The 22,455-nt window shown below is 69.5% G+C and carries 20 protein-coding genes; 3 read left to right on the top strand and 17 right to left on the bottom strand.

Features of this window, described 5'->3' with window-relative positions:
* The first annotated feature begins 122 nt into the window (after positions 1 to 122).
* Both V9K99_RS37455 and V9K99_RS37450 read left to right on the top strand, forming a co-directional pair.
* Positions 123 to 953 carry an LLM class F420-dependent oxidoreductase gene (locus tag V9K99_RS37455; RefSeq protein WP_337009919.1) on the top strand — a complete coding sequence of 277 codons (831 nt, stop codon included), beginning with the start codon at positions 123 to 125 and terminating at the stop codon, positions 951 to 953.
* A 129-nt stretch (positions 954 to 1,082) separates the two neighbouring features.
* Entirely contained in the window at positions 1,083 to 1,778 is a 696-nt protein-coding gene (locus V9K99_RS37450) for a DUF4386 family protein (protein ID WP_337009917.1), read from the top strand.
* A gap of 51 nt (positions 1,779 to 1,829) precedes the next feature.
* Here the strand turns inward: V9K99_RS37450 and V9K99_RS37445 are convergent, their stop codons facing one another.
* From V9K99_RS37445 to V9K99_RS37380, 14 genes are all read right to left on the bottom strand, one after another.
* Positions 1,830 to 2,234 (bottom strand): cupin domain-containing protein, encoded by a 405-nt coding sequence (locus tag V9K99_RS37445; protein WP_337009915.1) that lies wholly within the window; start codon positions 2,232 to 2,234, stop codon positions 1,830 to 1,832.
* 177 nt (positions 2,235 to 2,411) lie between these two features.
* Entirely contained in the window at positions 2,412 to 3,062 is a 651-nt protein-coding gene (locus V9K99_RS37440; protein WP_337009913.1) for an NUDIX hydrolase, read from the bottom strand.
* A complete protein-coding gene (locus V9K99_RS37435) occupies positions 3,059 to 4,777 on the bottom strand; it encodes a CTP synthase (protein ID WP_337009911.1) in 1,719 nt (572 codons plus the stop codon). Before V9K99_RS37435 ends, V9K99_RS37440 begins: the two co-directional genes overlap by 4 nt.
* Before the next feature lie 21 nt (positions 4,778 to 4,798).
* Positions 4,799 to 5,824 carry a glycosyltransferase family 4 protein gene (locus tag V9K99_RS37430; RefSeq protein ID WP_337009909.1) on the bottom strand — a complete coding sequence of 342 codons (1,026 nt, stop codon included), beginning with the start codon at positions 5,822 to 5,824 and terminating at the stop codon, positions 4,799 to 4,801.
* A complete protein-coding gene (gene murJ, locus V9K99_RS37425) occupies positions 5,821 to 7,392 on the bottom strand; it encodes a murein biosynthesis integral membrane protein MurJ (protein ID WP_337009907.1) in 1,572 nt (523 codons plus the stop codon). Before murJ ends, V9K99_RS37430 begins: the two co-directional genes overlap by 4 nt.
* Positions 7,389 to 8,201, bottom strand: a complete 813-nt coding sequence (locus tag V9K99_RS37420) for a hypothetical protein (protein WP_337009905.1) — start codon at positions 8,199 to 8,201, stop codon at positions 7,389 to 7,391. Before V9K99_RS37420 ends, murJ begins: the two co-directional genes overlap by 4 nt.
* A 1-nt stretch (position 8,202) precedes the next feature.
* Positions 8,203 to 9,150, bottom strand: a complete 948-nt coding sequence (locus tag V9K99_RS37415) for a copper transporter (protein ID WP_337009903.1) — start codon at positions 9,148 to 9,150, stop codon at positions 8,203 to 8,205.
* Positions 9,147 to 10,328: a putative cytokinetic ring protein SteA gene (steA, locus tag V9K99_RS37410; RefSeq protein ID WP_337009901.1), complete on the bottom strand. Its 1,182-nt coding sequence runs from the start codon at positions 10,326 to 10,328 to the stop codon at positions 9,147 to 9,149. Before steA ends, V9K99_RS37415 begins: the two co-directional genes overlap by 4 nt.
* Before the next feature lie 97 nt (positions 10,329 to 10,425).
* Positions 10,426 to 12,156, bottom strand: coding sequence for a DNA repair protein RecN (gene recN / locus V9K99_RS37405; RefSeq protein ID WP_337009899.1), 1,731 nt, complete (start codon positions 12,154 to 12,156; stop codon positions 10,426 to 10,428).
* 2 nt (positions 12,157 to 12,158) lie between these two features.
* The gene (locus V9K99_RS37400) at positions 12,159 to 13,130 is read right to left on the bottom strand and encodes an NAD kinase (protein WP_337009897.1); all 972 of its coding nucleotides are present in this window, start codon (positions 13,128 to 13,130) and stop codon (positions 12,159 to 12,161) included.
* Positions 13,131 to 13,145: 15 nt separating this feature from the next.
* Positions 13,146 to 13,961, bottom strand: coding sequence for a TlyA family RNA methyltransferase (locus V9K99_RS37395; protein WP_337009895.1), 816 nt, complete (start codon positions 13,959 to 13,961; stop codon positions 13,146 to 13,148).
* 13 nt (positions 13,962 to 13,974) lie between these two features.
* Positions 13,975 to 14,913: a hypothetical protein gene (locus V9K99_RS37390; protein ID WP_337009893.1), complete on the bottom strand. Its 939-nt coding sequence runs from the start codon at positions 14,911 to 14,913 to the stop codon at positions 13,975 to 13,977.
* A gap of 1 nt (position 14,914) precedes the next feature.
* Positions 14,915 to 15,427 carry a phasin family protein gene (locus tag V9K99_RS37385; protein ID WP_337009891.1) on the bottom strand — a complete coding sequence of 171 codons (513 nt, stop codon included), beginning with the start codon at positions 15,425 to 15,427 and terminating at the stop codon, positions 14,915 to 14,917.
* A gap of 380 nt (positions 15,428 to 15,807) precedes the next feature.
* Entirely contained in the window at positions 15,808 to 16,917 is a 1,110-nt protein-coding gene (locus tag V9K99_RS37380; protein WP_337009889.1) for an HAD-IIA family hydrolase, read from the bottom strand.
* A 24-nt stretch (positions 16,918 to 16,941) separates the two neighbouring features.
* On the opposite strand from V9K99_RS37380, the gene V9K99_RS37375 reads away from it, so the two are divergent.
* Positions 16,942 to 18,114, top strand: coding sequence for a DUF1015 domain-containing protein (locus tag V9K99_RS37375; protein ID WP_337009887.1), 1,173 nt, complete (start codon positions 16,942 to 16,944; stop codon positions 18,112 to 18,114).
* 4 nt (positions 18,115 to 18,118) lie between these two features.
* Here the strand turns inward: V9K99_RS37375 and V9K99_RS37370 are convergent, their stop codons facing one another.
* The 3 genes from V9K99_RS37370 to V9K99_RS37360 form a co-directional block, all read right to left on the bottom strand.
* Positions 18,119 to 18,994 (bottom strand): CHAD domain-containing protein, encoded by an 876-nt coding sequence (locus V9K99_RS37370; RefSeq protein WP_337009885.1) that lies wholly within the window; start codon positions 18,992 to 18,994, stop codon positions 18,119 to 18,121.
* Positions 18,995 to 19,407: 413 nt separating this feature from the next.
* On the bottom strand, positions 19,408 to 20,412 hold the full coding sequence (locus V9K99_RS37365; protein ID WP_337009883.1) for a hypothetical protein: 1,005 nt from the start codon (positions 20,410 to 20,412) through the stop codon (positions 19,408 to 19,410).
* 83 nt (positions 20,413 to 20,495) lie between these two features.
* Complete coding sequence (locus tag V9K99_RS37360) at positions 20,496 to 21,362, bottom strand: hypothetical protein (protein WP_337009881.1); 867 nt, start codon at positions 21,360 to 21,362, stop codon at positions 20,496 to 20,498.
* Between the last annotated feature and the right edge of the window lie 1,093 nt (positions 21,363 to 22,455).

Here is a 22,455-nt window from a genome sequence, read left to right as displayed (position 1 = left end):
ACATGATGGTTGCGTGAGCAGTCATCATTGACGCGGCCTGCAGGCAGTCAGAGATGCTTCTCGGAATGGAGCCCGCCCGCTCCCGGTTGGAACCTGAGAATGGGTCGACGAGAGGAGTACGCGTGGCGGTGGACATTGGACGCTTCGGGGTCTGGCACGGACCTCAGCACTGGGGGCCGGAACTGGCGGCCGGACTGGAGCAGGCCGGGTACGGCGCGCTCTGGCTGGGGGCCTCCCCGGACGCCGGCCTGCGCGATGCCGAAGTGTTGCTGGCGTCAACGAACTCGGTTGCCGTCGGCACCAGCATCGTGAACATGTGGAAATCGCCCGCGGCCGACGTCGGTGCGTCGTACCACCGGCTGGAGGACGAGCACCCGGGCCGGTTCCTGCTCGGCGTCGGCATCGGTCACCCGGAACGCACCGGCGAGTACAAGTCGCCGTACGAGACGATCGTCAACTATCTGGACGATCTCGACGACGCCAAAGTGCCGGTCGACCGGCGGGCGCTGGCGGCACTCGGTCCGAAGGTGCTGCACGTCGCGGGTACGCGGACCGCCGGGGCGCTCCCGTACCTGACCACACCGGAGCACACCCGCGAGGCACGTCGTACTCTCGGCGGCGGCGTCCTGCTCGCGCCTGAGCAGAAGGTCGTCCTCGAGACCGACGACGAGATCGCGCGAACGACGGGCCGCGACTACCTGGCGTCGTACCTGCAACTGCGCAACTACCGGTCGAACCTGAAGCGGCTCGGCTTCACCGAGGAGGACCTGGACGACGGCGGCAGCGACCGGCTGGTCGACGCGCTCGTCCTGCACGGTTCGGCGGTGCAGATCGTCGAGGGGCTGAACGCCCATCTGGAGGCCGGCGCGGACCACGTCGCGATCCAGCAGCTCGGTCGGGAGGGGATCGACCTGCTGCCCGGATACGAGGCGTTGGCAACCGTTCTCCAGTAGGTCGTGACGGGACCGTCCGGCGGGGCGCCTGATCGCCGGACGGAGCCCTCTTGACGGCCGCCCGAAGCGGAGGAATATCAGCAGTAGACGCACCGTATTTCGCGGTGCGCGCACTGGAGGTGTTTCCCCATGACTGAGCGACACGAGTTGCGTTGGGGTGGCTTGGCCGGGCTGGCGTTCGTCGTCCTGGCACTCCTGGGCAGGTTCCTGCCCGGCAACCTACCCACCGTCGACGAGTCCGAAGGCACGATCACGAGTTTCCTCAACGACACTCGGACCTCGATGCTGATCAGCGCGCTGATGTGGACCGCCGCGGCCGGACTGATCATCTGGTTCGCCGCCGCGTTCGCCGAGGCGATCCGGGAGCGGGACGAGCGCAGTGACGTCCATCTGGCGCTGCTCGCGGGATCGGTGCTGGTGGGCAGCGCGATCTTCGTGACCGCGGCCCTGACCGCCGCGACCGCCTTCAGCATCGACGGCCGGGGCGCCGCGATCACCGTCATGTTGTACGAGCTGACCGCGGTGATGACGACGATGATCGGCTTCGCCGCCACCCTGCCGCTGGCCGCGGCCGGGATCGGCGTACTGCGCACTCATCTGATGCCGAACTGGCTCGGGTACCTGGCCCTGCTGGCCGCCGTGGTGTCGTTCGCCGGCGCGTTCGGCGTGTTCGCCACCGACGGCTCGTTCGTTGCCGGCGGCTTCCTGATGACCGGCGTCCCGCTGCTGCTGTCGGCGGTCTGGATCGCCTGCGCCGGCGGCTACATGGTGCGCGAGCACCTGCCGGAGGTGACCGCGGGCGAGGGCATCGTGCCGCAGATGTGAGTCGGATGTCCTCCGGGACGGCGTGCCCCTGACCCGTCCCGGAGGGCCCTCCTAGCGCAGGGTGAAATCCGCGAAGTCGAACCCCGGCGAGACGATGCAGGACACCAGCACCGGCTGATCCCCGGCGGGCCGCGCCGCCTGCCAAGCCCCCGCCGGTACGACGACCTGCGGCTGCTCCCCCGCGGCGACGTCAGGTCCGAGGGTGACCGACTCGTCGCCGTACTCGAGGGTCAACGGCCCGCCGGAGTGCCACAACCAGATCTCCGCCGACCGCACGCGGTGCAACCGGGACTCCTCCCCCGGTGCCAGGAGGAAGTAGATCGCGGTCGCACTGGCGCGCGTCCCGCCGTACCCCTCGGGTGTGATCTCGACGTCCGACCGCCAGGTCTCCCGGTACCACCCGCCCTCCGGATGCGGCTCGAGATCCAGTAACTCGGCCAACTCAGGCTTGTCCATGAAAGGCATTGTCGGACGGTCAGGGGTTCGGCAGAGTGCGGCGCATGACTGAACTTCCTTCCGAGTACCACCCGCAGGCTGCCGTACGGCGAACGGATATGAGCCGGACCGGTCGGTGATCTGGCGGGACGACCAGTGGCACCTCAAAGCCGGATTCACGCCGAGTGGTCTGGAACCTCAGCGGTCTTTGGCCGGCCAGGGGCTGTCGGCGGGGCGGAGGGTGTCGAAGCCGGGGCCGTTGAGGGCGGTCCAGGTGGCTAGGGAGCCCATGACGAGGATGGGGTTGTGGAGGTGACCGGCCAGGACAGCGCCGACGACGTCGATCAGCGGGGCCCAGACGGTCTCCATGTCGGCTTCTTCGTGGAGGCGGTCGTAGGCCTCGTCGGCCGGGGAGAGATCGCGGGCGAGGAAGATGCGGACCGCCTCGTCGGTGAGGCCCGGGGAGGTGAAGGCGTCGACGAGGACGCGCCAGTCGGCCGCCTTCGTGCCGGTCTCCTCCCAGAGCTCACGTTCGCCGCCCAGGCGGTACTGCTCCCCCTGGACGTCGAGCAGGCCGGCCGGCGGCTCGAGCAGCCGGTAGCCGACCGGGTGCCGATACTGGCGAACCAGCAGCATCCGATTGTCTGCGTCCAGCGCGACCACGCCAACCGCACCGGGATGCACGACCACGTCACGGACGAAGGGGTCGCGACCCGGTGGGTCGATGTGATCCCGCCGTACCGAGATCACCCGGCCGGTCTCGTGCACCACCTCGGACGAGGAGACCGGCCACTGCTCGGGTACGTCGGCCAGGCCGGCACCGAACCGCAGTTCGGGGTGCTCCTTCATCGAGCCTTGACCGCGGTCTTGCCCGCGGCCGCCTTCTTCGTGACGGCCGGCTCCTCGACCGGCAGCCGGGACTCGCGCTGACGGACCAGCGCGGCGCTGATCAGGCCGGAGAACAGCGGGTGCGGCTTGGTCGGCCGGGACCGCAGCTCCGGGTGCGCCTGGGTGGCGACGAAGTACGGGTGCTGGGCCCGATCGAGCTCGATGAACTCGACCAGCTCGTTGTCCGGGGACAGGCCGCTGAACACCAGGCCGGCCGTCTCCAGCTTGTCGCGGTACGCGTTGTTCACCTCGTACCGGTGCCGGTGCCGCTCCTGTACCGACGGAGCGCCGTACAGCTCCCGCACGATCGAGCCGTCGGCCAGGTTGGCCGGGTAGAGGCCGAGCCGCATGGTGCCGCCGAGGTCACCGGAGCCGGAGACGATGTGCTTCTGCTCCTCCATCGTCGCGATCACCGGCTGCTCGGCATCCGGGTCGAACTCGCTGGAGTTCGCCTCGACCAGGCCGGCCAGGTCGCGGGCCACCTCGATCACCATGCACTGCAGGCCGAGGCACAGCCCGAGGATCGGGATGCCCTGCTCGCGGGCGAACCGGATCGCGCCGATCTTCCCCTCGATCCCGCGGACACCGAAGCCGCCCGGGATGCAGACCGCGTCGACGTCACCGAGCAGCCGCGCGGCCGCCTCGGGCGAGCCGCACTCGTCGGAGGCGATCCAGCGCAGGTCGACCTTCGCGTCGTTGTCGAAACCGCCGGCCCGCAGCGCCTCCGCGACCGACAGGTACGCGTCCGGCAGGTCGATGTACTTGCCGACCAGCGCCACCGTGACGTGGTCCTTCGGCTGGTGCACGACCCGCAGCAGCTCGTCCCACCGGGTCCAGTCGACATCGCGGAACGGCAGGTTCAGCCGCCGTACGACGTACGCGTCGAGGCCCTCGGTGTGCAGCACCTTGGGGATGTCGTAGATGCTCGGCGAGTCGACGGCGGCGACCACGGCCTCCACGTCGACGTCGCACATCAGCGAGATCTTCCGCTTCACGCCGTCCGGGATCGGCCGGTCGGCGCGGCAGACCACGGCGTCCGGGGCGATACCGATCGAGCGCAGCGCGGCGACCGAGTGCTGGGTCGGCTTGGTCTTCAGCTCACCGCTGGGGGCGAGGTACGGGATCAGCGAGATGTGCAGGAAGAAGACGTTGTCCCGGCCGACGTCGTGCCGGACCTGCCGGGCCGCCTCGAGGAACGGCAGCGACTCGATGTCGCCGACTGTGCCGCCGATCTCGTGCAGCACGACGTCCACGTCCGGGCCGGCCATCGCCAGCATCCGTTCCTTGATCTCGTTGGTGATGTGCGGGATGACCTGGACGGTGTCGCCCAGGTACTCGCCGCGGCGTTCCTTCGCGATCACGCTCGAGTAGATCTGTCCGGTGGTCACGTTGGCCACGGCGGACAGATCACGGTCGAGGAACCGCTCGTAGTGACCGATGTCCAGGTCGGTCTCGGCGCCGTCGTTGGTGACGAACACCTCGCCGTGCTGGAACGGGTTCATGGTGCCGGGATCCACGTTCAGATACGGATCCAGCTTCTGCATGGTGACCCGGATGCCCCGTGCCGTCAGCAGACTGCCGAGGCTGGACGCTGTCAGCCCCTTGCCGAGACTGGATGCCACGCCACCGGTGACGAATACGTGCTTGGTCTGCTGGGAGTTCGAAGCCCTGTCCACGGGCCTTCAGCCTACCTGTTGTCAAGCAGTGGTCGCGACGAGACCCGCATAGATGTCGAGCAGATTCTTCGCCACCGCGTCCTCGTCCGGCCATCTGGCGGCCAACTCCCGGCCGCGCGTCCGCATAGCGTTCGCCGTCTCCGGCTCCGCGAGCACCGCCCGGACCCCGTCGGCCAGCCCGTCGGCATCCCCGGGAAACGCCAGTACGGCGCTGTCCTCGACCAGCTCCGGTACGCCGCCGACCGCCGTCGCCACCACGGGTACGCCGACCTGGAGAGCCTCCTGGATGACCAGAGCCCGCGCCTCCCAGTGAGAGGTCAGCAGGAACACGTCAGCCGCGCCCAGGAGGTCCGCCACGTCGTTCCGGTGACCGAGTAGGCGTACCGGGAGCTCTTCCGCGTCGATCCGCGTCTGGAGGCTCTCACGCAGTGGACCGTCTCCGACGATCGCGAAGACCACGTCCGGGTTAGACTCCCGCACCGACGCCGCCACGGACAGTAGCGTCGGGTAGTCCTTCTGGGGTGCTAGCCGGCCCACGGTCAGCACCAGCGGGCCTTCACCGACGCCGAGCTCGCGCCGTACCTCGTGGCGGGGTGTGCGGACCTCTGGCATGGCGGGAGCCGCTACCGGGGCCAGCCGGGCCTGCCGTGCGCCCAGGCTCTTGGCCAGGTCCACGAGGTCGCTAGAGGCTCCTAGAGTCAGGTCCGCTCCCCTGGCGACCAGCCGCTGACCCAGCCGCATGACGAGCCCACGTGGCCCGGGAGCGATCACTGCGTTGTGCCACGTGACGACCAGCGGCCGAAGCCGTGACCTGTCCTTCAGCGCGGCCATCCCGGCGCGGTAGCCGTGGGCGTGGACCACATCGGATCCGCGCAACGCCGTTGCCTGCGTCACGACTGTCGCAGCGCCGAAGTCGAAGTGCTCCGCCGTACCAGGTGGTGCACACACGACCACCTCGTGGCCGGCACTCAGGAACCGCGGCACCAGGGAGGCGACATGTTGCCCGATCCCGCCTCTCGACTCCGCGAGCAGCAGGCCGATCTTCATTGCGTCTCCTCTACAAGTCCCCGACGTCTGAGTGCGCGGACGTCCGCGCGGTCCAGTACCACGGCGACGGCGGCGTAAACGACGACAACGGTCAGGCCGGACAGCACCGAGAACACCAGTGCACTCCCCACTCCGGCGTTGCCAGCAGGCAGGGCGACCACCCAGCCGGCTGCACCTGCGAGCGCGGCTCCTACCAGAGCGGTGAGATGCGCTCGCGGGACTCCGGCGAGCACAGCCGGCCCAGCCTCACGACGAAGGACGAGCAGGAGCGTTACAGCACCTAGGACCATGCCGATCGACATCGCCGCCGCCAGCGCCGGGACTGCATCCCATTCAGCAGTCAGCACCACACCGGCGATCGCCACTACCACCCAGGCCGCAGACGTCACCACAGCGACCTGACGGCCCGCGTGCCTCGCGTAGAGGACTCGGCCGAGGTGCATCAACACAGCGAAACCAATAGCAGCTGGAGCGAAGGCGATGAGGCCGTTGCCCAGTGACGTCGCCTTGGCCTCCTGCACCGCGCCATCGTCGTACGCGAAGATCCGTGCGACCGGAACCGCAGTGCCAACCAGCAACGCGGCTCCAGCACCACCGGCCAGCATCACTGCCCTGGCCGACGCGGCTGCGTAGTAGTCGAAGCGCTCACCAGCCTCAAACGCCGCAGCGAGTCGTGGGAACACCGCTGTGGTGATCGGCACGGCCAGTACGGCGTACGGCAGCAGATAGACCGCGTTGGCCCACGTGTAGACGGCGATGCTGCCCGCAACGCCCCTGTGGTTGGCCAGGTACGTCGTGACGACGAAGGTGAGCTGTTGTGCGATCAGTACGGCGAGACCGGCCAGTGCGAGCTTTCGCAGTACTGGAGCGACGGCCGGGTCGAGTCGCAGCGTCGGCTTGATCGGGAGGCGCAGCAACAGCATGGGAACCAACACCGTGAGCGCCAGCGCGGCAACGCCGGCCGTCGTACCCCAGGCCAGCAGATCGGCCGCTCCCCGCGACGCCGCATCGGCATCGGGGGCGGCGGCCGCGAACGCCAGATAGGTGCCCACGACAACGAGACTGGAGATGAGCGGCGCCAGCGCACCCGCCGCGAACCGCTTGTGTGACTGCAGTACGGCGGTAGCGATCACAGCAATCGCATAGCCGAACACCTGCGGCACGAAGATCGCCAGCATCCGCGTCGCCGTCGCAACCGAACCGCTGCACTCAGCTCCCGGATCGAGCATCGCGTCCGAGTAGGTGGACGCGAGAACCCAAGCCAGCAAGGCGAACGGCGCCAACAGCACGAAGGACCACGTCAGCAGCGCACCGATGATGCGCCCCTGGGCGGCCCGGTCGCCGCGAGCCACCGGGCCGGCGAGCACCGGGATGACCGCGCCCGCCAGCGCCCCACCGGCGACGACCTCGAAGAGGATGTTGGGCAGTTGGTTCGCCGTCGCGTAGGCCTCCGCGAGACAGCCCGCACCGACAGTCTTCGAGAAGACCAGCCACCGGCCGAATCCGACCACCCGGGCCAATACTGTGACCGCGGCGACCAGAAGTGCGGCCCGGGCGAGCCGGCTCACCTCGGCCTACGGCCCCACTGGTCGATCTTGTCCAGCACCGGGTTCTCGGCGATCACCTTGGTGAAGCTGACCTTCTCGCTGGCCAGGTTCAACGCGACGACCGCACCGAGCGCCAGCACCTTGAGCGGACGCGGCAACGACGCGGCCAGCGCCGTACCGGTGATCGCACCCAGACCGTTGGCACCACAGTCGCCCAGCATCGACCGCTCGCCGAGGTCGGACGGCGCCGCGGCCGCGGCCGCACCGACAACCGCACCGGCCGGACCGTTTACGACGGCCAGCGGAGCGTTCACCGCGGTGACCGCCTTCAGCGCACGGCCGGGCCGTAGATCGAGCAGGTTGGTGAGGTTCGCCGTACCCGCGATCAAGGCGCCGTCGGCAACGACCCCGGCCAGTGCCTTGACCCCGGAGGACTTCCGCGGCAACAGCGCGGCGGCCGCGAGACCGGCGGCGCCGACACCGAGGATCTTCACCGCTCCGCTCGTCACCTCGCCCCGCTTCAGCGCGCTGAGGTGACCCCGGAATCCCTTCGCCTGCGTGGTTCCGCGCAGGTCGTCGTACGCGCCGACCGCTCCGGACACCGAGCCGGCGAGCAGCGCGGCGGCCTTCACCTTGCCCGGCGTTGATGGCGAGGCCGCGACACCGGCGAGCGCGCCGAGCACGGCGACCGGGCCTTCGAGCAGGGTGACCGGCTCGCCCCGGTGGTTCGTCCGCTCGAACGGCTCTCGGTTCTCCTTGGGCAGTTTCGCCGCGGCCCGTTCGAGCGCGGCGGTAGCGGCTGCCGCGACGGCAGCGCTCAGAATTCCCACGTCAGTTGTCCTTAGTCTGTACGTCCGACGGCGCTACGCCGTTCTTCGCGTCGACCGCGCCGTACTGCCCCGCCTTGCCGCTCGCCTGCTCGGCCAGCGAGAAGACGACCGTCGCCTGCCCGGCGGGTATGTCGGCCACGTCCACCGAGGAAACGATCTTGGTCGCGTCGGAGTCACTCCGCAATGCCTTGAGCAGACCGCCGTCCTTCGCCGTCACCGGCGTACCCGCCACCACGACCCCGCCGCTGCCTTGGTCCAGGCCCTCGATGAAGTCCACCGAGTCGCTGTACGACGAGTTGTCCGGCACCGGGGTCGGGGGCTTCGCGGCCACCACCAGGATCAGGCTGGCCCGGTCCTTGATCTGCGACGGCTTGAGCGCCAGCAGCTTCGACCCGGCCAGACCGCTGAGGATCTTGGTCGACTCGCCGTCGGCGGTCTTGCCCTCTTCCTTGGCCGCGAGTCCGCGGGCCAGGATCAGTCCGGCCCGCTGGTACGTCGTACTGTCGGCGGGGATGTCGATGTCGGCGATGACGAGCTCGTTGACGAGCTGCTCGACCAGCTGGCGCTGACCGGCGTCGAACAACTTGCTGTCCAGCGCGACCCGGGTGGTGACCTGGCCGCCGGCCGTCTGCAGCTCCTCGGTCAGCGTGTTGGCCAGGTCGCCGTCGGCGCCCGGCATGGTGACGACGACGATCTTCTTACCGGTCAGCTTGCCGTTGGTCAGCCCGGCGGTGACCTTGGCGACGTAGTCGTCGCGGTACTTGTCCAGCGTCTTCGCGTCGGTCAGCTGGTCCCGGGTCTCGGCGAGCTGCTGCCGGTCCCGCTCGGCCTGACTCGCGACGAGCTCGCTGCCAGTGCCCTTCAGCGGGCCGGCGCCCAGCACCACACCGGCGCCCAGGGCGAAGAAGATCGCCACGATCGAGACGATGTGGTAGCGAAAGTCGATCACGTGAACAGCTCCCGGATCCAGTAGACGAAGTCGCTCCAGCGCGCCCGCAGGATCGACCAGAGCACGTCGTCGGCGCCGATCGCGACCAACGCCATGCCGAGTGCGAACAGGCCGGCCGCGGCCAGCGCGACCACCTGGAGCGTCGACACCCGGCTGCGGTACAGCCGGCCGACACCCTTGGCGTCCACCAGCTTGGCACCGACGCGCAAGCGGGTGATGAAGGTGCTCGCCATCCCGGCGCGCCCCTTGTCGAGAAACTCGACCAGCGAGTTGTGAGTGCCGACCGCGACGATCAGCGAGGCACCCTTGGAGTCGGCCAGCAGCATCGCGACGTCCTCGCTGGTGCCGGCGGCCGGGAACTCGATCGACTCCACGCCGAGCCGCTCCAACCGCTCCGAGCCCGGCGCGCGGCCGTCACGGTACGCGTGCACGACCACCTCGGCGCCGCTCTTCAGCGTCTCGTCCTTGACCGAGTCCATGTCACCGACGATCAGGTCCGGGACGTAGCCGTTCTCCACCAGTGCGTCCGCGCCGCCGTCGACACCGATCAGCACCGGCCGGTACTCGCGGATGTACGACCGCAACGCGACCAGGTCCTCGCGGTAGTCGTACCCGCGGACCACGATCAGGACGTGCTTGCCTTCCATCGGCGTGTGGATGTCCGGTACGCCGACACCGTCGAGAAGCAGATCGCGTTCGCGGCGCAGGTACTCCAGCGTGTTGGCGGTGAACGCCTCCAGCTGGGTGGACAGGCCGGACCGCGCGTCGTCCATCAGCTCAGCGACGGTCGTGCTGTCCTGCGTGACGCCCTTGGCGACGACCTCCTCGCCCCGGTACAACGAGCCCTCGTTCAGCCGGACCCGCTCGCCCTCGTGCAGGATCGAGAACACCTCGCGGCCGACCCCGTCGACCAGCGGGATGCCCGCCTCGACGAGGATCTCCGGACCGAGGTTCGGGTAGCGGCCGCTGATCGAGTCGGCCACGTTCACCACCGCGGCGACCCGGCAGTCGACCAGCGCCTCGGCGCTGACCCGGTCCAGGTCGACATGGTCGATGACCGCGATCTCGCCCGGTTTCAGCCGCTTGGTGAGGTTCTTGGTACGGCGATCGAGCCGGACCACGCCGGCGATGCCGGGCAGTTCAGTGGGACGTGCTCTTCGCAGGCTGGGCAGTTTCATCGCGCTCTCATCCTGCCATGTCAAGAGCCCTCTCCCGGTTCATTTACCCGGCGGGGGTCTTGTTCACGCACAGAAACCACAGTCACTGTGCGTCAAATCATCCTTTCGAACGACCCTTCCTGCGTGGTTTGTGACGCTCCGCGGCGAGCGCGAGCAACTCCTCGGCATGGGCCTGGGCGGCATCGGAGTTCTCCAGGCCGGCCATCATCCGGGACAGCTCCTTCAACCGCGCGTCGTCGTCGAGCGCGACCAGGCCGCTGGTGGTGACGGATCCGTCGTCGCTCTTCAGTACGACGGCGTGACGGTCCGCGAACGCGGCCACCTGGGGCAGGTGCGTCACCACGATCACCTGGGTCTTCTCGGCCAGCCGGGCCAGCCGCTTGCCCACCTCGACCGCGGCCCGGCCGCCGATCCCGGCGTCGATCTCGTCGAACACCAGCGTCGGCACCGGATGTGTGTCGGACAGGATCACCTCGAGCGCGAGCATCACCCGGGAGAGCTCACCGCCGGACGCCGCCTTCTGCAGCGGGCGTGCCGGGCTGCCCGGGTTCGCCGCGAAGCAGAACTCGATCTCGTCGATTCCGAACGGGCCGGCCGTGGTCTCGTGCACCTCGATCGACAACTTCGCGTGCGGCATCGCCAGACCGGTCAGCTCTTCCGACACGGCGACACTCAGTCGCTCTGCTGCCTCCTGGCGCGCCGCCCGGATCTGCTTTCCAAGATCGGCGAGTTTCGCGTCCAGCTCGGCCAGCTCGGCGGTCAGGTGCTCGACCCGCTCGTCACTTCCGTCCAGCTCGGCCAGCCGATCCGCCGACCGCTTCACCCAGTCGAGCACCTCGTCCACGGTGCCCTCTTCAGCGCCGTACTTGCGGACGAGGCCGGTCAGCAGCGACCGCCGTTCGCTCACGACGGCTAGGCGTGCCGGGTCGGTGTCGACGTCAGCGGCGTACGACGAAAGCTCGCCGGCCAGATCGGCGGCGAGGTACCCGAGCTCACCGGCTCGATCCGCGAGCTCGGCCAGCTTGGGGTCATGCTGGCGCTCGGCATCCAAGACCTGCTTGGCGAGCGAGAGCAGCCCGAGTACGTCGTTGGGCCTGGTGGAATCCAGATCCTCCGCGGTCAGCGCGTCGGCTGCCGTGGTGGCCGCCGTACGCAGACCGTCGGCGTACGCGAGGCGGTCCTCCTCGGCGGCCAGCTCGGCGTCCTCGCCCGGTAGCGGCTCGGCCTTCGCGACCTCGTCGAGCCCGAACCGGAGCAGATCCGCCTCGGCGAGGCGATCGCGCTGACGGGTGGTCAGCTCGGTCAGCTCGGCTTCGACCTCACGGTGCCGCTTGTAGGCGGCGACGTACTCCTGCAGCGGGACGAGCACCGGCTTCCCGGCGAAGGTGTCGAGGGTCTCGCGCTGTCGCGACGGTTGAAGGAGTCGCCACTGTTCGGCTTGGCCGTGGATCGCGACCAGGTCGCCGGACACCTCGGCCAGCACGGACACCGGAACGGACGCGCCGCCGAGGAACGCGCGAGAGCGGCCCTCGGAGGAGAGCTCGCGCGCGATCAGCAGCTCGTCGTCGTCCAGCTCGCCGCCGCGGTCCTCGGCCTGTTGCACGATCGCCTTCGGTACGGCGCTGGCACGGCCCTCGACCCGGGCCCGACGGGTGCCGTGGCGGACCAGGCCGCTGTCGGCGCGGCCGCCGAGCAGCATGTTCACACCGGTCACGACCATCGTCTTACCGGCACCGGTCTCGCCGGTGACCGCGGTGAACCCCGGATCGAGGTCCAGCGTCGCGTCCTCGATCACGCCCAACCCGGTGATGCGGATCTCCGAGAGCATGTCTAGGTCTCCTGTTGTCGGTTGCGTTGACCGTTTCCGTTGTTGTTGCGGTTGGCGTCGCCGTTTCTTTTGCGCTCGGCGGCGCCGCGCCAGCCGAGCACCGGGAGGTCGAACTTCGCCACCAGCCGATCGGTGAACGGCGCCTCGTGCGCCCGCGCCAGCCGGACCGGCCGGTTGCCGCGCCGGACCTGGATCTCGGCACCCGGCGGCACCTCGACCATCCGGCGGCCGTCACACCACAGCACGCCGCGACCGTGCCACGACGGCACCAGCTCGATCGACAGCTGCGACGTCGGCGCCACCACGATCGGCCGGGAGAACAACGCATGTGCGCTCAGCGGCACCATCAGGATCGCCTCGACCTCCGGCCAGACGATCGGACCACCGGCCGAGAACGAGTACGCCGTACTGCCCGTCGGCGTGGCCACCACGACCCCGTCACAACCCCACCGGGACAGCGGCCGGTCGTCCACCTCGACCATCACCTCGAGCATCCGCTCGCGGGCCGCCTTCTCCACACTCGCCTCGTTCAGCGCCCAGGTGTCGAAGATCAGCTCGCCGTCCAGCCGTACGTCGACCGCGAGCGTCATCCGCTCCTCGACCTTGTAACTGCGATCGACCACCACCTGGACGATCCGCTCCAGGTCGTCCACCTCGGCCTCGGCCAGGAACCCGACGTGACCGAGGTTCACCCCGAGCACCGGCGTACCGTGCGGACGGGCCAGCTCGGCACCGCGCAGGATCGAGCCGTCGCCGCCGAGCACCATGATCAGCTCGACATCCAGCGCCGCCTTCTCGTGATCGTCGACGAGCTCCACGGGATCGAGCTTCAGCGCCTCGGCCTCGTCGGCGAGCAACCGGACCTGCATCCCGGCGTCGGTCAGCAGCCGGTGCGCGTCGCGCGCCACCTCGACCGCCTGCTCCCGCCCGGTGTGCGTCACCAGCAGCACGCGCCGCGGCTCGTGCTCACCCACGTCAGACCCCGCCTCTCACTGGGGACCGCTCTCGATGGCGGTCTGGAGCATCGTCTCATCGAGAGGCGGTGCTGATCGGCGTATCCACAGGAAGTATTCGACATTTCCTGACGGACCAGGCAACGGGCTCGCGGCGACACCCTCCACACCCCAGCCCAGCTCGGCCGCCTTGGCCGCCACTCCCCGCACCGCGTCGGCGCGCAGCTCCGGATCGCGGACGACGCCGCCCTTGCCGAGCCGCTCCTTGCCGACCTCGAACTGCGGTTTGACCATCAGCACCAGATCGCCGTCGGGTTTCACCACCCCGATCAGCGCCGTAAGGACGAGCGTGAGCGAGATGAAGCTGAGGTCGGAGACGACGAGATCAACCGGTTCACCGCCGATGTCCTCGAGGGTGAGCGTACGGACGTTGGTCCGGTCCATCACCGTGACACGTTCGTCGGTCTGCAACGACCACACCAACTGGCCGTACCCGACATCGACCGCGATCACATGGGCCGCTTCGTTGCGCAGCAGTACGTCGGTGAACCCGCCGGTCGACGCACCCGCGTCCAACGCCTGGCGTCCCTTGACCTGGACGCCGGGGAACGCCTCGAGGGCCCCGATCAACTTGTGCGCACCGCGACTCGCATACCCGGGATCGTCCGTCTCGGAGACGTCGACGACGATCGCCGCGTCGATGCCGACACCGGTCGCGGGCTTGCTGGCGACCGTGCCCGAGACCTTCACCTTGCCGGCGGCGATCAGCTCGCTCGCGTGCTCACGGGACCTGGCCAGGCCCCGTCGTACCAGCTCGGCGTCGAGCCGCGACCGCTTGACTCCCTTGGCCACTCAGAACTTCCGTCTAACCCCGGTCACCGGGATCGGCGTCCGCCTCCACCAAAGCACTCTGCAATCGCTCATGCAGATCGGCGTAAACCTCCACATGCTCCCCCACCGGCCGATCCCGCAACTCATCCAACCGCCCCATAGTCTCCTCCACCAACGGATGAGCCCGCTCCTCGTCAGGCACCTCCGCCGCCGCGAACCCGGGTACGGCGTCCGCGGTCGGGTCATCATCGCCGGAGTCGTTCACCGAGTCCTCGGAGCCGCTTTCGTCAGCCACCTCCTGCTCGCCCACGCCAGGCTCAGCCGCAGCAGACTCGGCCACAAAGGAATGCTCATGCTCCTCCCCCGGCGCCCGAGCAAACTCCGGCCCAAACTCCACCTCAGCCGGATCCACATGCCCACCCACCAACTCCCCACCTGCGTCGGTGTCCACCTCGGCCTCCCCCTCGGCCGCAGACACCTCCCCCAACGACGCCTCAAACACCGCCTCGGTGTCTACCTCTTCCGCACCTTCGCCATACGCCTCACCAGCAACCCGACCGGCTTCCTCGCCATCCGGCTGCTCAGCAGCGCCCACGTCGTACGACTGCTCAGTGGAACCTCCGCCGTACGTGTGCACGGCTTCCGTCCCCACCGCCGGCTCGTCGGCGACCCCGTCGTACGAGTCGCCGGACGCTTGGCCATGCGACTGGTCGGCAGCGGCGCCCCCGTACGACTGCTCAGCGGTGTTTCCGCCGTACGTGCGGACTTCTTCCGCCACCGGCTCGTCGGCGGTTCCGCCGTACGGTTGGTCGGCGGTTGTGGCGTGTGGTTGTTCGGGGGTGACGGTTTGGGGGGCGGGTTCGGTGTCGTAGTCGGGGGCTTGGGGGGTTTCCTCGGGCGGGTAGGGATCGAAGCCCGGCTCGACGTCGGGGTCGACGTCCGGTGGGAACTGCTCGCCAGGGTGCTCGGTCACATCAAGCCTTCTTCGCCGTAGCCGTCTTCTTGGCCGCCGTCTTCTTGGCCGGCGCGTTCTTCGCGGCAACCTTCTTCGCCGGCGCCTTCTTCGCAGCCTTCTTGGCAGCCGACTTCTTCGCCGCAGCCTTCTTCGCCGGCGCCGCCTCCGCAAGCACGTCCCCAGCCGGAGCCGCCGGAGCAGCCGTCGCGGCACGCGCCTCGGCCAGCTCACTCTCCAGCGTCTGGACCCGCCGGGTCAGCGCAGCGACCTCCTCGGACCGGACGAACCCGAGCCGCGCGACCGCGCCCTCGACCTCGTTCGTCACGATCGCCTGCAGCAGTTGACGGTTGCTCTTGCTGGTGGCAACGATCTCGTCGGCCAGGTCGCTCACCTTGGCGGTCACGCCGGACGTCAGCTTGTCCGCACCGGTCTGCTGCAGCAACGCCTTCGCCGCCGCCTCGGCCCGCTGCTTCGTCACCTCGGTCAGCCCGTTCGCCAGTTGTATGTAGCCGCGCAGTGCGTCCATCACCATGACTGCCTCCTCGCTTCGTTCCAGCAACGGTATCGCCTCGCCCCCGCAATACCACCCACCCCCACCGCCCACACTCCGACCCCACCCGCCGACCGCCCGACCGGCCACCCCGCATTCGAGGGGATAACCCTCCACCCCCAGGGTTCTCCATCCATGTCCGAGCAGAGAACCCACCACCCGAGGGGATATCCACCCGGCTCGGGGGTTGCCCACTCAGATTCTCAGTGGGCAACCCCGACCCGCGAAGGCAACCCCCTCATCTGAAAGAGGCAACCCCCGATCTGAGTGGATATCCCCCGAGCTCGGGGGTTGCCTGTTCGGAATCCGAGGGGGCAACCCCCGATCCGAGTGGGCAACCGCTGACGTGAGAGGGCAGCGCCTTAGGTGTCGAGGCCGATGCGGTGGAGGGCGGCGTCGATGGCGATGGACCCGGGGGTCGGGGCGGGCTTGGGGAGGGGGCGGCGGCCTCGGCCGGCGCTCTTGGCGGTCTTCGCGGTCGGCTTGACCGGAGCGTCGACCGCGGCCCACACCGCGGAAAGGATCGCGCGCAGACCGTCGTACGACGATCCCTCGCCCTTCACGCTCACCGCGTTGTTGGCGACCTCCGCGGTCCACCCCTCACACGTGTGCCGCGAGCCCTCGACCGTCACGCCCGGCTGCTTCTCCGCCAGCGCCCCCAGGTCGGCCGCGATGTACGTCGGCCGCTGGTTCTTCGGTGCCCGCGCGAGATCGTGCGCGTCGTGTACGCCGGTCGCCACCCAGAGACTCGCGATCCCGACCGCGTTCGCACCTTCGATGTCGGAGTCCAGCCGGTCGCCGATCATCAACGGCCGTTCGGCGTTGAGCCGCTCGATACTCGTCTCCAGCAGCGGCCGTTCCGGCTTCCCGGCCACGATCGGATCCACCTCGACGGCGGCCCGGATCGCCTGCACCAGCGTGCCATTCCCCGGTGCCATACCCGCAGCTGTCGGGATCGTCAGGTCCAGGTTGGTCGCGTACCACTTCGCGCCCTCGTTGATCGCGTGCGCGCCGTCCGCGAGCATCACCCAGTTCACGTCCGGGTGAAACCCTTGGACGACGGCCACCGGGTGCGCGTCGCTGGTCCGCACTGGGTTCAGCCCGTACTCCTCCAGCGCCGACGTCAGCCCTTCACCGCCGACCACGAGCACCGGCGACCCCTTCGGGAACTCGCTCGCGATCAGCTTCGCCGCCGCCTGCGCGGAGGTCACCACGTCGTCGGCGGTCACATCGAGCCCGAACGACGCGAGGTGCTCGGCGACGATCCGCGCCGGCCGGCTCGCGTTGTTGGTGATGTAGCCGATCCGCAGGCCCTCCTTGGCCGCCTTGCGCAGGTTCTCCGGCGCATCCGGCACCGGGTCCGGACCCACGTACACGACCCCGTCGAGGTCGAGCAGCGCGACGTCGTACCGGCTGGCGAGCGGTTCGTCACACGCCGAGAGTGGTGCGGGCGTCGTTGATGCCGTGCTCATGCTTCCCCCCGTACGATGCCGCCCATGCCAGCAAGCGGGCCAGAACCGAACGGGAGCGTGTTGCGGCTCGAACCGTTGCGCGCCTGGCGGTTCGTGGCCGGCAAGGTGAGCGCGCTCGGCGCCGTCACGTCTCCGCCGTACGACGTACTGGAACCCGCCATCGTCCGGCGGCTGACTGACTCTGATCTGCACAACATGGTGAGGCTCATCCTTCCACGCGATCCGGAGCTCGGTCCCAGCCGGTACGACGAACCAGCCCGGCGACTCGCGGAGTGGCAACGGGCCGGTGTGGTGATCCAGGACGAGCGGCCAGCGCTGTACGTCTACGAGCAGCAACTGGGCAACGCCGTACTGTGCGGACTGGTCGGCCTACTCGGCCTGGACCCGGCCCGGCAAGTGGTGCTGCCGCACGAGGACGTGATGCCGCACTGGGTCGACGACCGGCTCGAATTGATGGAGGCGACCGACGCCGACCTGGAGCCCATCCTGCTCGCGTACGGCGATGGTGGAGCGGCCAGCGATGTCGTCGACAACGCACGTGCAGGTGAGCCGTGGGTCGTGGCTGACACGTACAACGGGGCGCACCACCGCATCTGGCGGGTCGACGACCCTTCGACGCTGGCGATGATCGCTGCCGAGCTGGCCAACCACCAGGCGCTGATCGCGGACGGGCACCACCGGTACGCCGCCTACTTGGAGCGACAACGGCGCGAATCCGGTCGATCGGGCAGTGGGGTCGGTCTGGCGATGCTGGTCGACTACAACCGCCACCCACTCACGCTGGACCCGATCCACCGCGTCATACCGGGACTGGACTTGGCCACTGTCTCCTCCCGTACGCCGGAAGGCTGGCAGGTGCTGCCGGGTCGGGTACACCACGTACCGGACCGGATCGCGGTGACTGACGGGACCGACTGGGTGACACTGCGCTCTACCCGCGGTCAAGAGGCTCCGACGGTCTCACTGCTGCATGACGTGCTGCTGCCGGCGTGGGGCGTTGTAGAGGTGGAGATCACCTTCCACCACGCGCTGGCCGACGCACTGGCCCTGGCTGGACCTCAGCAGGCTGTTGTGGAGCTTGCCGCGCCCCGGATGGACCAGGTACTGCGTTCAGCCGTGCAGGGCGTCGTACTGCCGCAGAAGGCCACATCGTTCGGCCCCAAGCCGCGGGTGGGGCTGTTGTTCCGGACGCTCTGAGCGGCTAGGGCCGGTGGTACAGGCTGAGGAACTCCTCGCGCAGGGGCTTGCGGGCAGCGCGGTGGCGCTCAGTGAGCCGTCCGAGAGTGAACGACAGCTCTGGGTCGTCCTGCGCAGCCGCTTCCCTGGCCATCGCGGTCAGCGCGTCCGCGGCGGCACAGTGGTCCTGATGCTGGCCGAGTAGCTCCTGGTACTTGGCGGCGTGGCTGGCAGTCTCCTTGGCCTCATCCCCGAGTACGGCGGCACTGGTGTCGGCGGCGTACCGGACTCGCTTGGCCAGCAGCCGTACCTCGTGCCAGTCGTCGTCGACGGTCCACGGCTTGAGCTTGTCAGCCTGCTGAGTGAACGTGCGGTTAGCCGCGTCCAGCAGCTGCGGCAGCACCTCGCCACAGGGCTTCTTGGCCTTCGGTTTGAGGAGCGGGGACGCAGCAACTGCTTCCAGCGTCTGGATGAGCGCCGCCGTACTCTCGCCAGTCACTACCTCTGCCGATCGAGCAGCTGCCCGGTCCAGTCCGACCGTGAGCGTCGTGAGGATGGTCTCGACGTGCTCCTGGTCGTCCTCGCTGTTGGCGGTCTCCCGCACGAGCGCGGCGATCACCTCGAGGTCACGAGCCTCTCCGCAGGCATCGGCCAGCGCGGCAAGGTCAGTCCGAAGGTCCTGCGCCCAGTCCCCCGCCAGGAGCTTCCGGAACAGCTTCAGATCACTCCGCAACCGCCGGCACGACACCCGCACCTGGTGGATCGCGTCATCCTCAGCCTTCTCGACCATGAGAACGGCGCCCTGGAGCCGGCTGGTCCCCCTCGTCAGCGCGTTGACCACCAACACCCCAACAGGAGCCTCCGCCGACAACGCCCCACTCCAACCCAAGCTCTCCACCATCGCCCCATTCTCCCCGCAACAAATGAACACCGCCCCCACCCGCGCGCCACCACCCCGCACACCCCGTCAGCGCGCGTACAGCGGCTCCTGCACACCGTTAGCCGCTAGTACGGCGGCCATCGCGTACGCGGTCCGGAGCGGCCACACCAGCAACACACGCACGGCCTGCCCGAGTCCACCCCCAGACCACCCCGCCAGCCACCTGGCCACGCACCTGCGCACGCACCAGCCACTGGCACGGCTCAGCCACCCCAAGGACCGCAGTGGGCGCACCACAAGCCCGCCCCGCTGTCACGGCGCCAAGCCGCGGGAACGCGCCACCACAACCCGCCGGTCGCCTGAGATGCACCCGCGCACACGTCATCCGCCGGGGCCGCTTCCGCCGGCGGATCGTGCCAAGCGCGTACCGGCTGTCAGTCCTCCGGCTTAGCGGCGGGCGGCTCGACCTCGCCGTCCAGCGCGTCGTCAACAATCAAGTCGTCCACGTCACCCTTGAGTTCCGCAGGCTCCTCGTCGTCCTCGAGCTCCGCAGCCTCGTCGTCGGTCTCCGCGTCGTCGACCTCCGCAGCATCCGCCTCGTCCTCGAGCTCCGCGGCGTCCGCGAGGTCCGCGGTCTCAGCCTTGTCCTCGAGGTTCGCAGCGTCCGCCGCGTCCTCGAGCTCCGCGGTGACTGCCTCGTCGTCGAGGTCGGCGTCGTTCGAGTCGCCGACTTGGTCGTCGTACACCTCGTCGAGTTGGTCGCCGGGCTGGGCGTCGTACGGCTCGTCGTCCTCGTCGTAGTCGTCTTCGTCGAGGTCGGTGAACTCGAGGCCTTCGAGTTCGGCGGCGCGTTCGGCGGCTCCGGTGGAGCCGTCGCCGTCGGCACCGGCGGCGCGGTGGAACCAGATCAGCGCGTCGTCCTTACGACCGGCTTCCTCGAGGGCGTCGGCGTACGCGTATCGCAGCCGCGGCAACCACTCGGCGCGGGTGCGCTTGGTCAGCTCCGGCACCTCGAGCGTCTGAATCGCAGCCGCCGTCTGCCCCATGTCGCGCCGTGCCCCGGCCGCGACGATCAGCAGCTCGACCTGCGTCGCCTCCGACAGGTCGCGGACGTGCTTGTCCTGCGCCAGCGTCAGCGCCTTCTCGGGCCGCCCGAGCGCCCGCTCGCAGTCGGCCATCATCGCGAGCACCTCGTGGTTCCCGGTCATCCGCCGTACTGCCCGGAACTCTGTTAGCGCCTCGTCGTAGTGCTCGGCCAGGTACGCCGTGATCGCCACAGCCTCCCGTACGCCGCCAAGTCGCGCAGCCAACCGGCGCGCCGTCCGGGCGTGCAGGTACGCCCGCTCCGGCTCGTCGTCGAGGAACCGACCCGACGCGACCAGGTGCTGTGCGACCAGGTCCGCCAGCCCGCGCGGCAACGACCGCAGCTCGGCCTTCACCGACCGGTCCAGCTCGGCCCCGGTGATCCCTTCCGGAATCGCCGGGTCATCCCGACGCGGCCCGGCCTTCTCCTCGTCGCGGTCTACCCGCCGAGCCCCGCCCCGATCATCTCGGCGGAATCCTCCGCGCCCACCAGCACGCTCGTCCCGACCGCCCCGCTCATCCCGCCGCGGGCCGGACCGATCACCGCCACGCGAGTCAGCACCGCGCTCGTCCCGCCGAAACGCCCCGCGCTCCCCACGCCCCGGCGCCGAACCCCGGTCCGCACGGAACCCGTCCCGCCGCTCACCACGCCCGCCCGACCGCTCATCCCGCTGCCGCTCATCCCGACCGCCACGCTCATCACGCCGATAGCCACCGCCCGAACCCGCACGGTCATCACGCCCACCGCGATCGTCCCGCCGGAAACCACCACCGGAGCCCGCGCGATCGTCACGCCCACCCCGGTCATCACGCCGGTAACCACCGCCCGAACCCGTGCGGTCGTCACGGCCACCGCGCTCATCGCGGCGGTAACCACCGCTTGAACTGGCGCGGTCGTCACGTCCACCGCGCTCGTCGCGCCGATAGCCGCCACCGGAGCCCGCGCGGTCGTCGCGACCACCGCGGTCATCACGGCCAGCGCGGTCGTCACGCCGGTAACCGCCGCCGGAGCCCGCGCGGTCGTCGCGACCGCCCCGGTCATCACGGCCAGCCCGGTCATCACGCCGGTAGCCGCCGCTAGAGCCCGCGCGGTCGTCGCGCCGGGAGTCTCCGCGGTTGCCGCCTGAGCGGTCGTCACGGCTGTCGGTACGTCGGTAGCCGCCGGGACGGTCGTCACGGCCGGCCCCACGTCCGCCGCGATCGTCGCGGTCTCCACGGGACATCTGACCGCCAAACGGATCCCGACCGGACTTGTCGTCCCGACCGGAACCGGCGAAGCCACGCCGGTTGTCGTCGCGATCGTCACGGTACGACCCACCGGAGCGCGCACCACCACTCCGCGGCGCACCCGTCCGCGGGCTGTCACCCCGGCTGGACGCACCGCGAGGCCCACCAGACGCCCGACCGCCGCCAGAACCCGCGCGGCCGCCGGCACCTCCAGAGCGCCCTCCGCCGCCGGAGCCGCCCGTACTCGAGCCGGACCGTCCGCCGCCGAACCCGGAACGTCCGCTGGAGCCCGACCGGTCTCCACCGAAGCTTGAGCCACCGGAGCCCGAGCGCCCTCCACCGTCGCGACCGGAACGGCCGCCGCCTCCGGAGGAACCGCGACGGTCCCCGGAACCGGAGCGAGGATTGCGAGGTGGCGTCGCCACGTTGACTCCTAAGATGCTGTAGCTCGATCGAGCAGCTGTGCTGCAGCCATCTGCAGCACACGGACAAAGGACTAAGGTACCGCCGCAAGCCCCGCCCCAAGACATCCAGGTGCTCACGCACCCCAGGCGGAACCCACCACCCACACAACGAACAGCCCCGCTCACACCGAGTGGGGTTACCTGAGCCTCAGCCGGACCGGAGCTACGCCGACGTAGACGTGCTCCGGCACGACGGTGGCCGGTGGTGAAGATGTGCGGGCCAGGACGAGCGCTGCCACGTAGGTGCTCGGGCCTGACAGGACCAAGCCGGGTCCGTCGACGGTGAGACGCATGGAGTGCTGTGCACACGGATGCGAGCGCTTGCCGGTTCTGGGCGGCGATGAGCGGTCTCCAGGCCTGTGACCGGCCGCTGGCTAGCAACCGTCCAGGCAAGAACGCTGGTAGGTCCGTTCGCCCTGCGGCCCGCGTGCCGCGCGTGGAGGTGTGCGGGTCCGTGGGCCGGCGCAAGGAGATGTGTGGGACCGCGGGCCGGCGCAGGAGATGTGTGGGTCAGATACAAGCGTCTGGAACGGCGTGAGGGCATGCCGAGCCACCTCGGCCGCCACTGCGTGTGGCGCCGTGGCCGGGCCGGGGAAAGGTTGCCTGGGGAATTGTTAAAGCCCACCCCGTTGGGGGTGGGCTTTAACAGTGTGAATGTCCGGCGGCGTCCTACTCTCCCACGACCTCCCGGTCGCAGTACCATCGGCG

It is taken from the genome of Kribbella sp. CCNWLW201 (assembly GCF_037203805.1).
Classification (GTDB): domain Bacteria; phylum Actinomycetota; class Actinomycetes; order Propionibacteriales; family Kribbellaceae; genus Kribbella.
Note: the sequence above shows the minus strand (reverse complement) of the source record. Positions and strands in the feature narration are given on the sequence as shown.

What these genes read in the sequence shown, in the direction of transcription:
- V9K99_RS37385 (WP_337009891.1), bottom strand. Translation starts at nt 15,427, where the DNA reads ATGGTGATGGACGCACTGCGCGGCTACATACAACTGGCGAACGGGCTG.
- V9K99_RS37375 (WP_337009887.1), top strand. Translation starts at nt 16,942, where the DNA reads ATGCCAGCAAGCGGGCCAGAACCGAACGGGAGCGTGTTGCGGCTCGAA.
- V9K99_RS37380 (WP_337009889.1), bottom strand. Translation starts at nt 16,917, where the DNA reads ATGAGCACGGCATCAACGACGCCCGCACCACTCTCGGCGTGTGACGAA.
- V9K99_RS37430 (WP_337009909.1), bottom strand. Translation starts at nt 5,824, where the DNA reads ATGAAGATCGGCCTGCTGCTCGCGGAGTCGAGAGGCGGGATCGGGCAA.
- V9K99_RS37440 (WP_337009913.1), bottom strand. Translation starts at nt 3,062, where the DNA reads ATGAAGGAGCACCCCGAACTGCGGTTCGGTGCCGGCCTGGCCGACGTA.
- V9K99_RS37370 (WP_337009885.1), bottom strand. Translation starts at nt 18,994, where the DNA reads ATGGTGGAGAGCTTGGGTTGGAGTGGGGCGTTGTCGGCGGAGGCTCCT.
- V9K99_RS37445 (WP_337009915.1), bottom strand. Translation starts at nt 2,234, where the DNA reads ATGGACAAGCCTGAGTTGGCCGAGTTACTGGATCTCGAGCCGCATCCG.
- recN (WP_337009899.1), bottom strand. Translation starts at nt 12,156, where the DNA reads ATGCTCTCGGAGATCCGCATCACCGGGTTGGGCGTGATCGAGGACGCG.
- steA (WP_337009901.1), bottom strand. Translation starts at nt 10,328, where the DNA reads ATGAAACTGCCCAGCCTGCGAAGAGCACGTCCCACTGAACTGCCCGGC.
- V9K99_RS37450 (WP_337009917.1), top strand. Translation starts at nt 1,083, where the DNA reads ATGACTGAGCGACACGAGTTGCGTTGGGGTGGCTTGGCCGGGCTGGCG.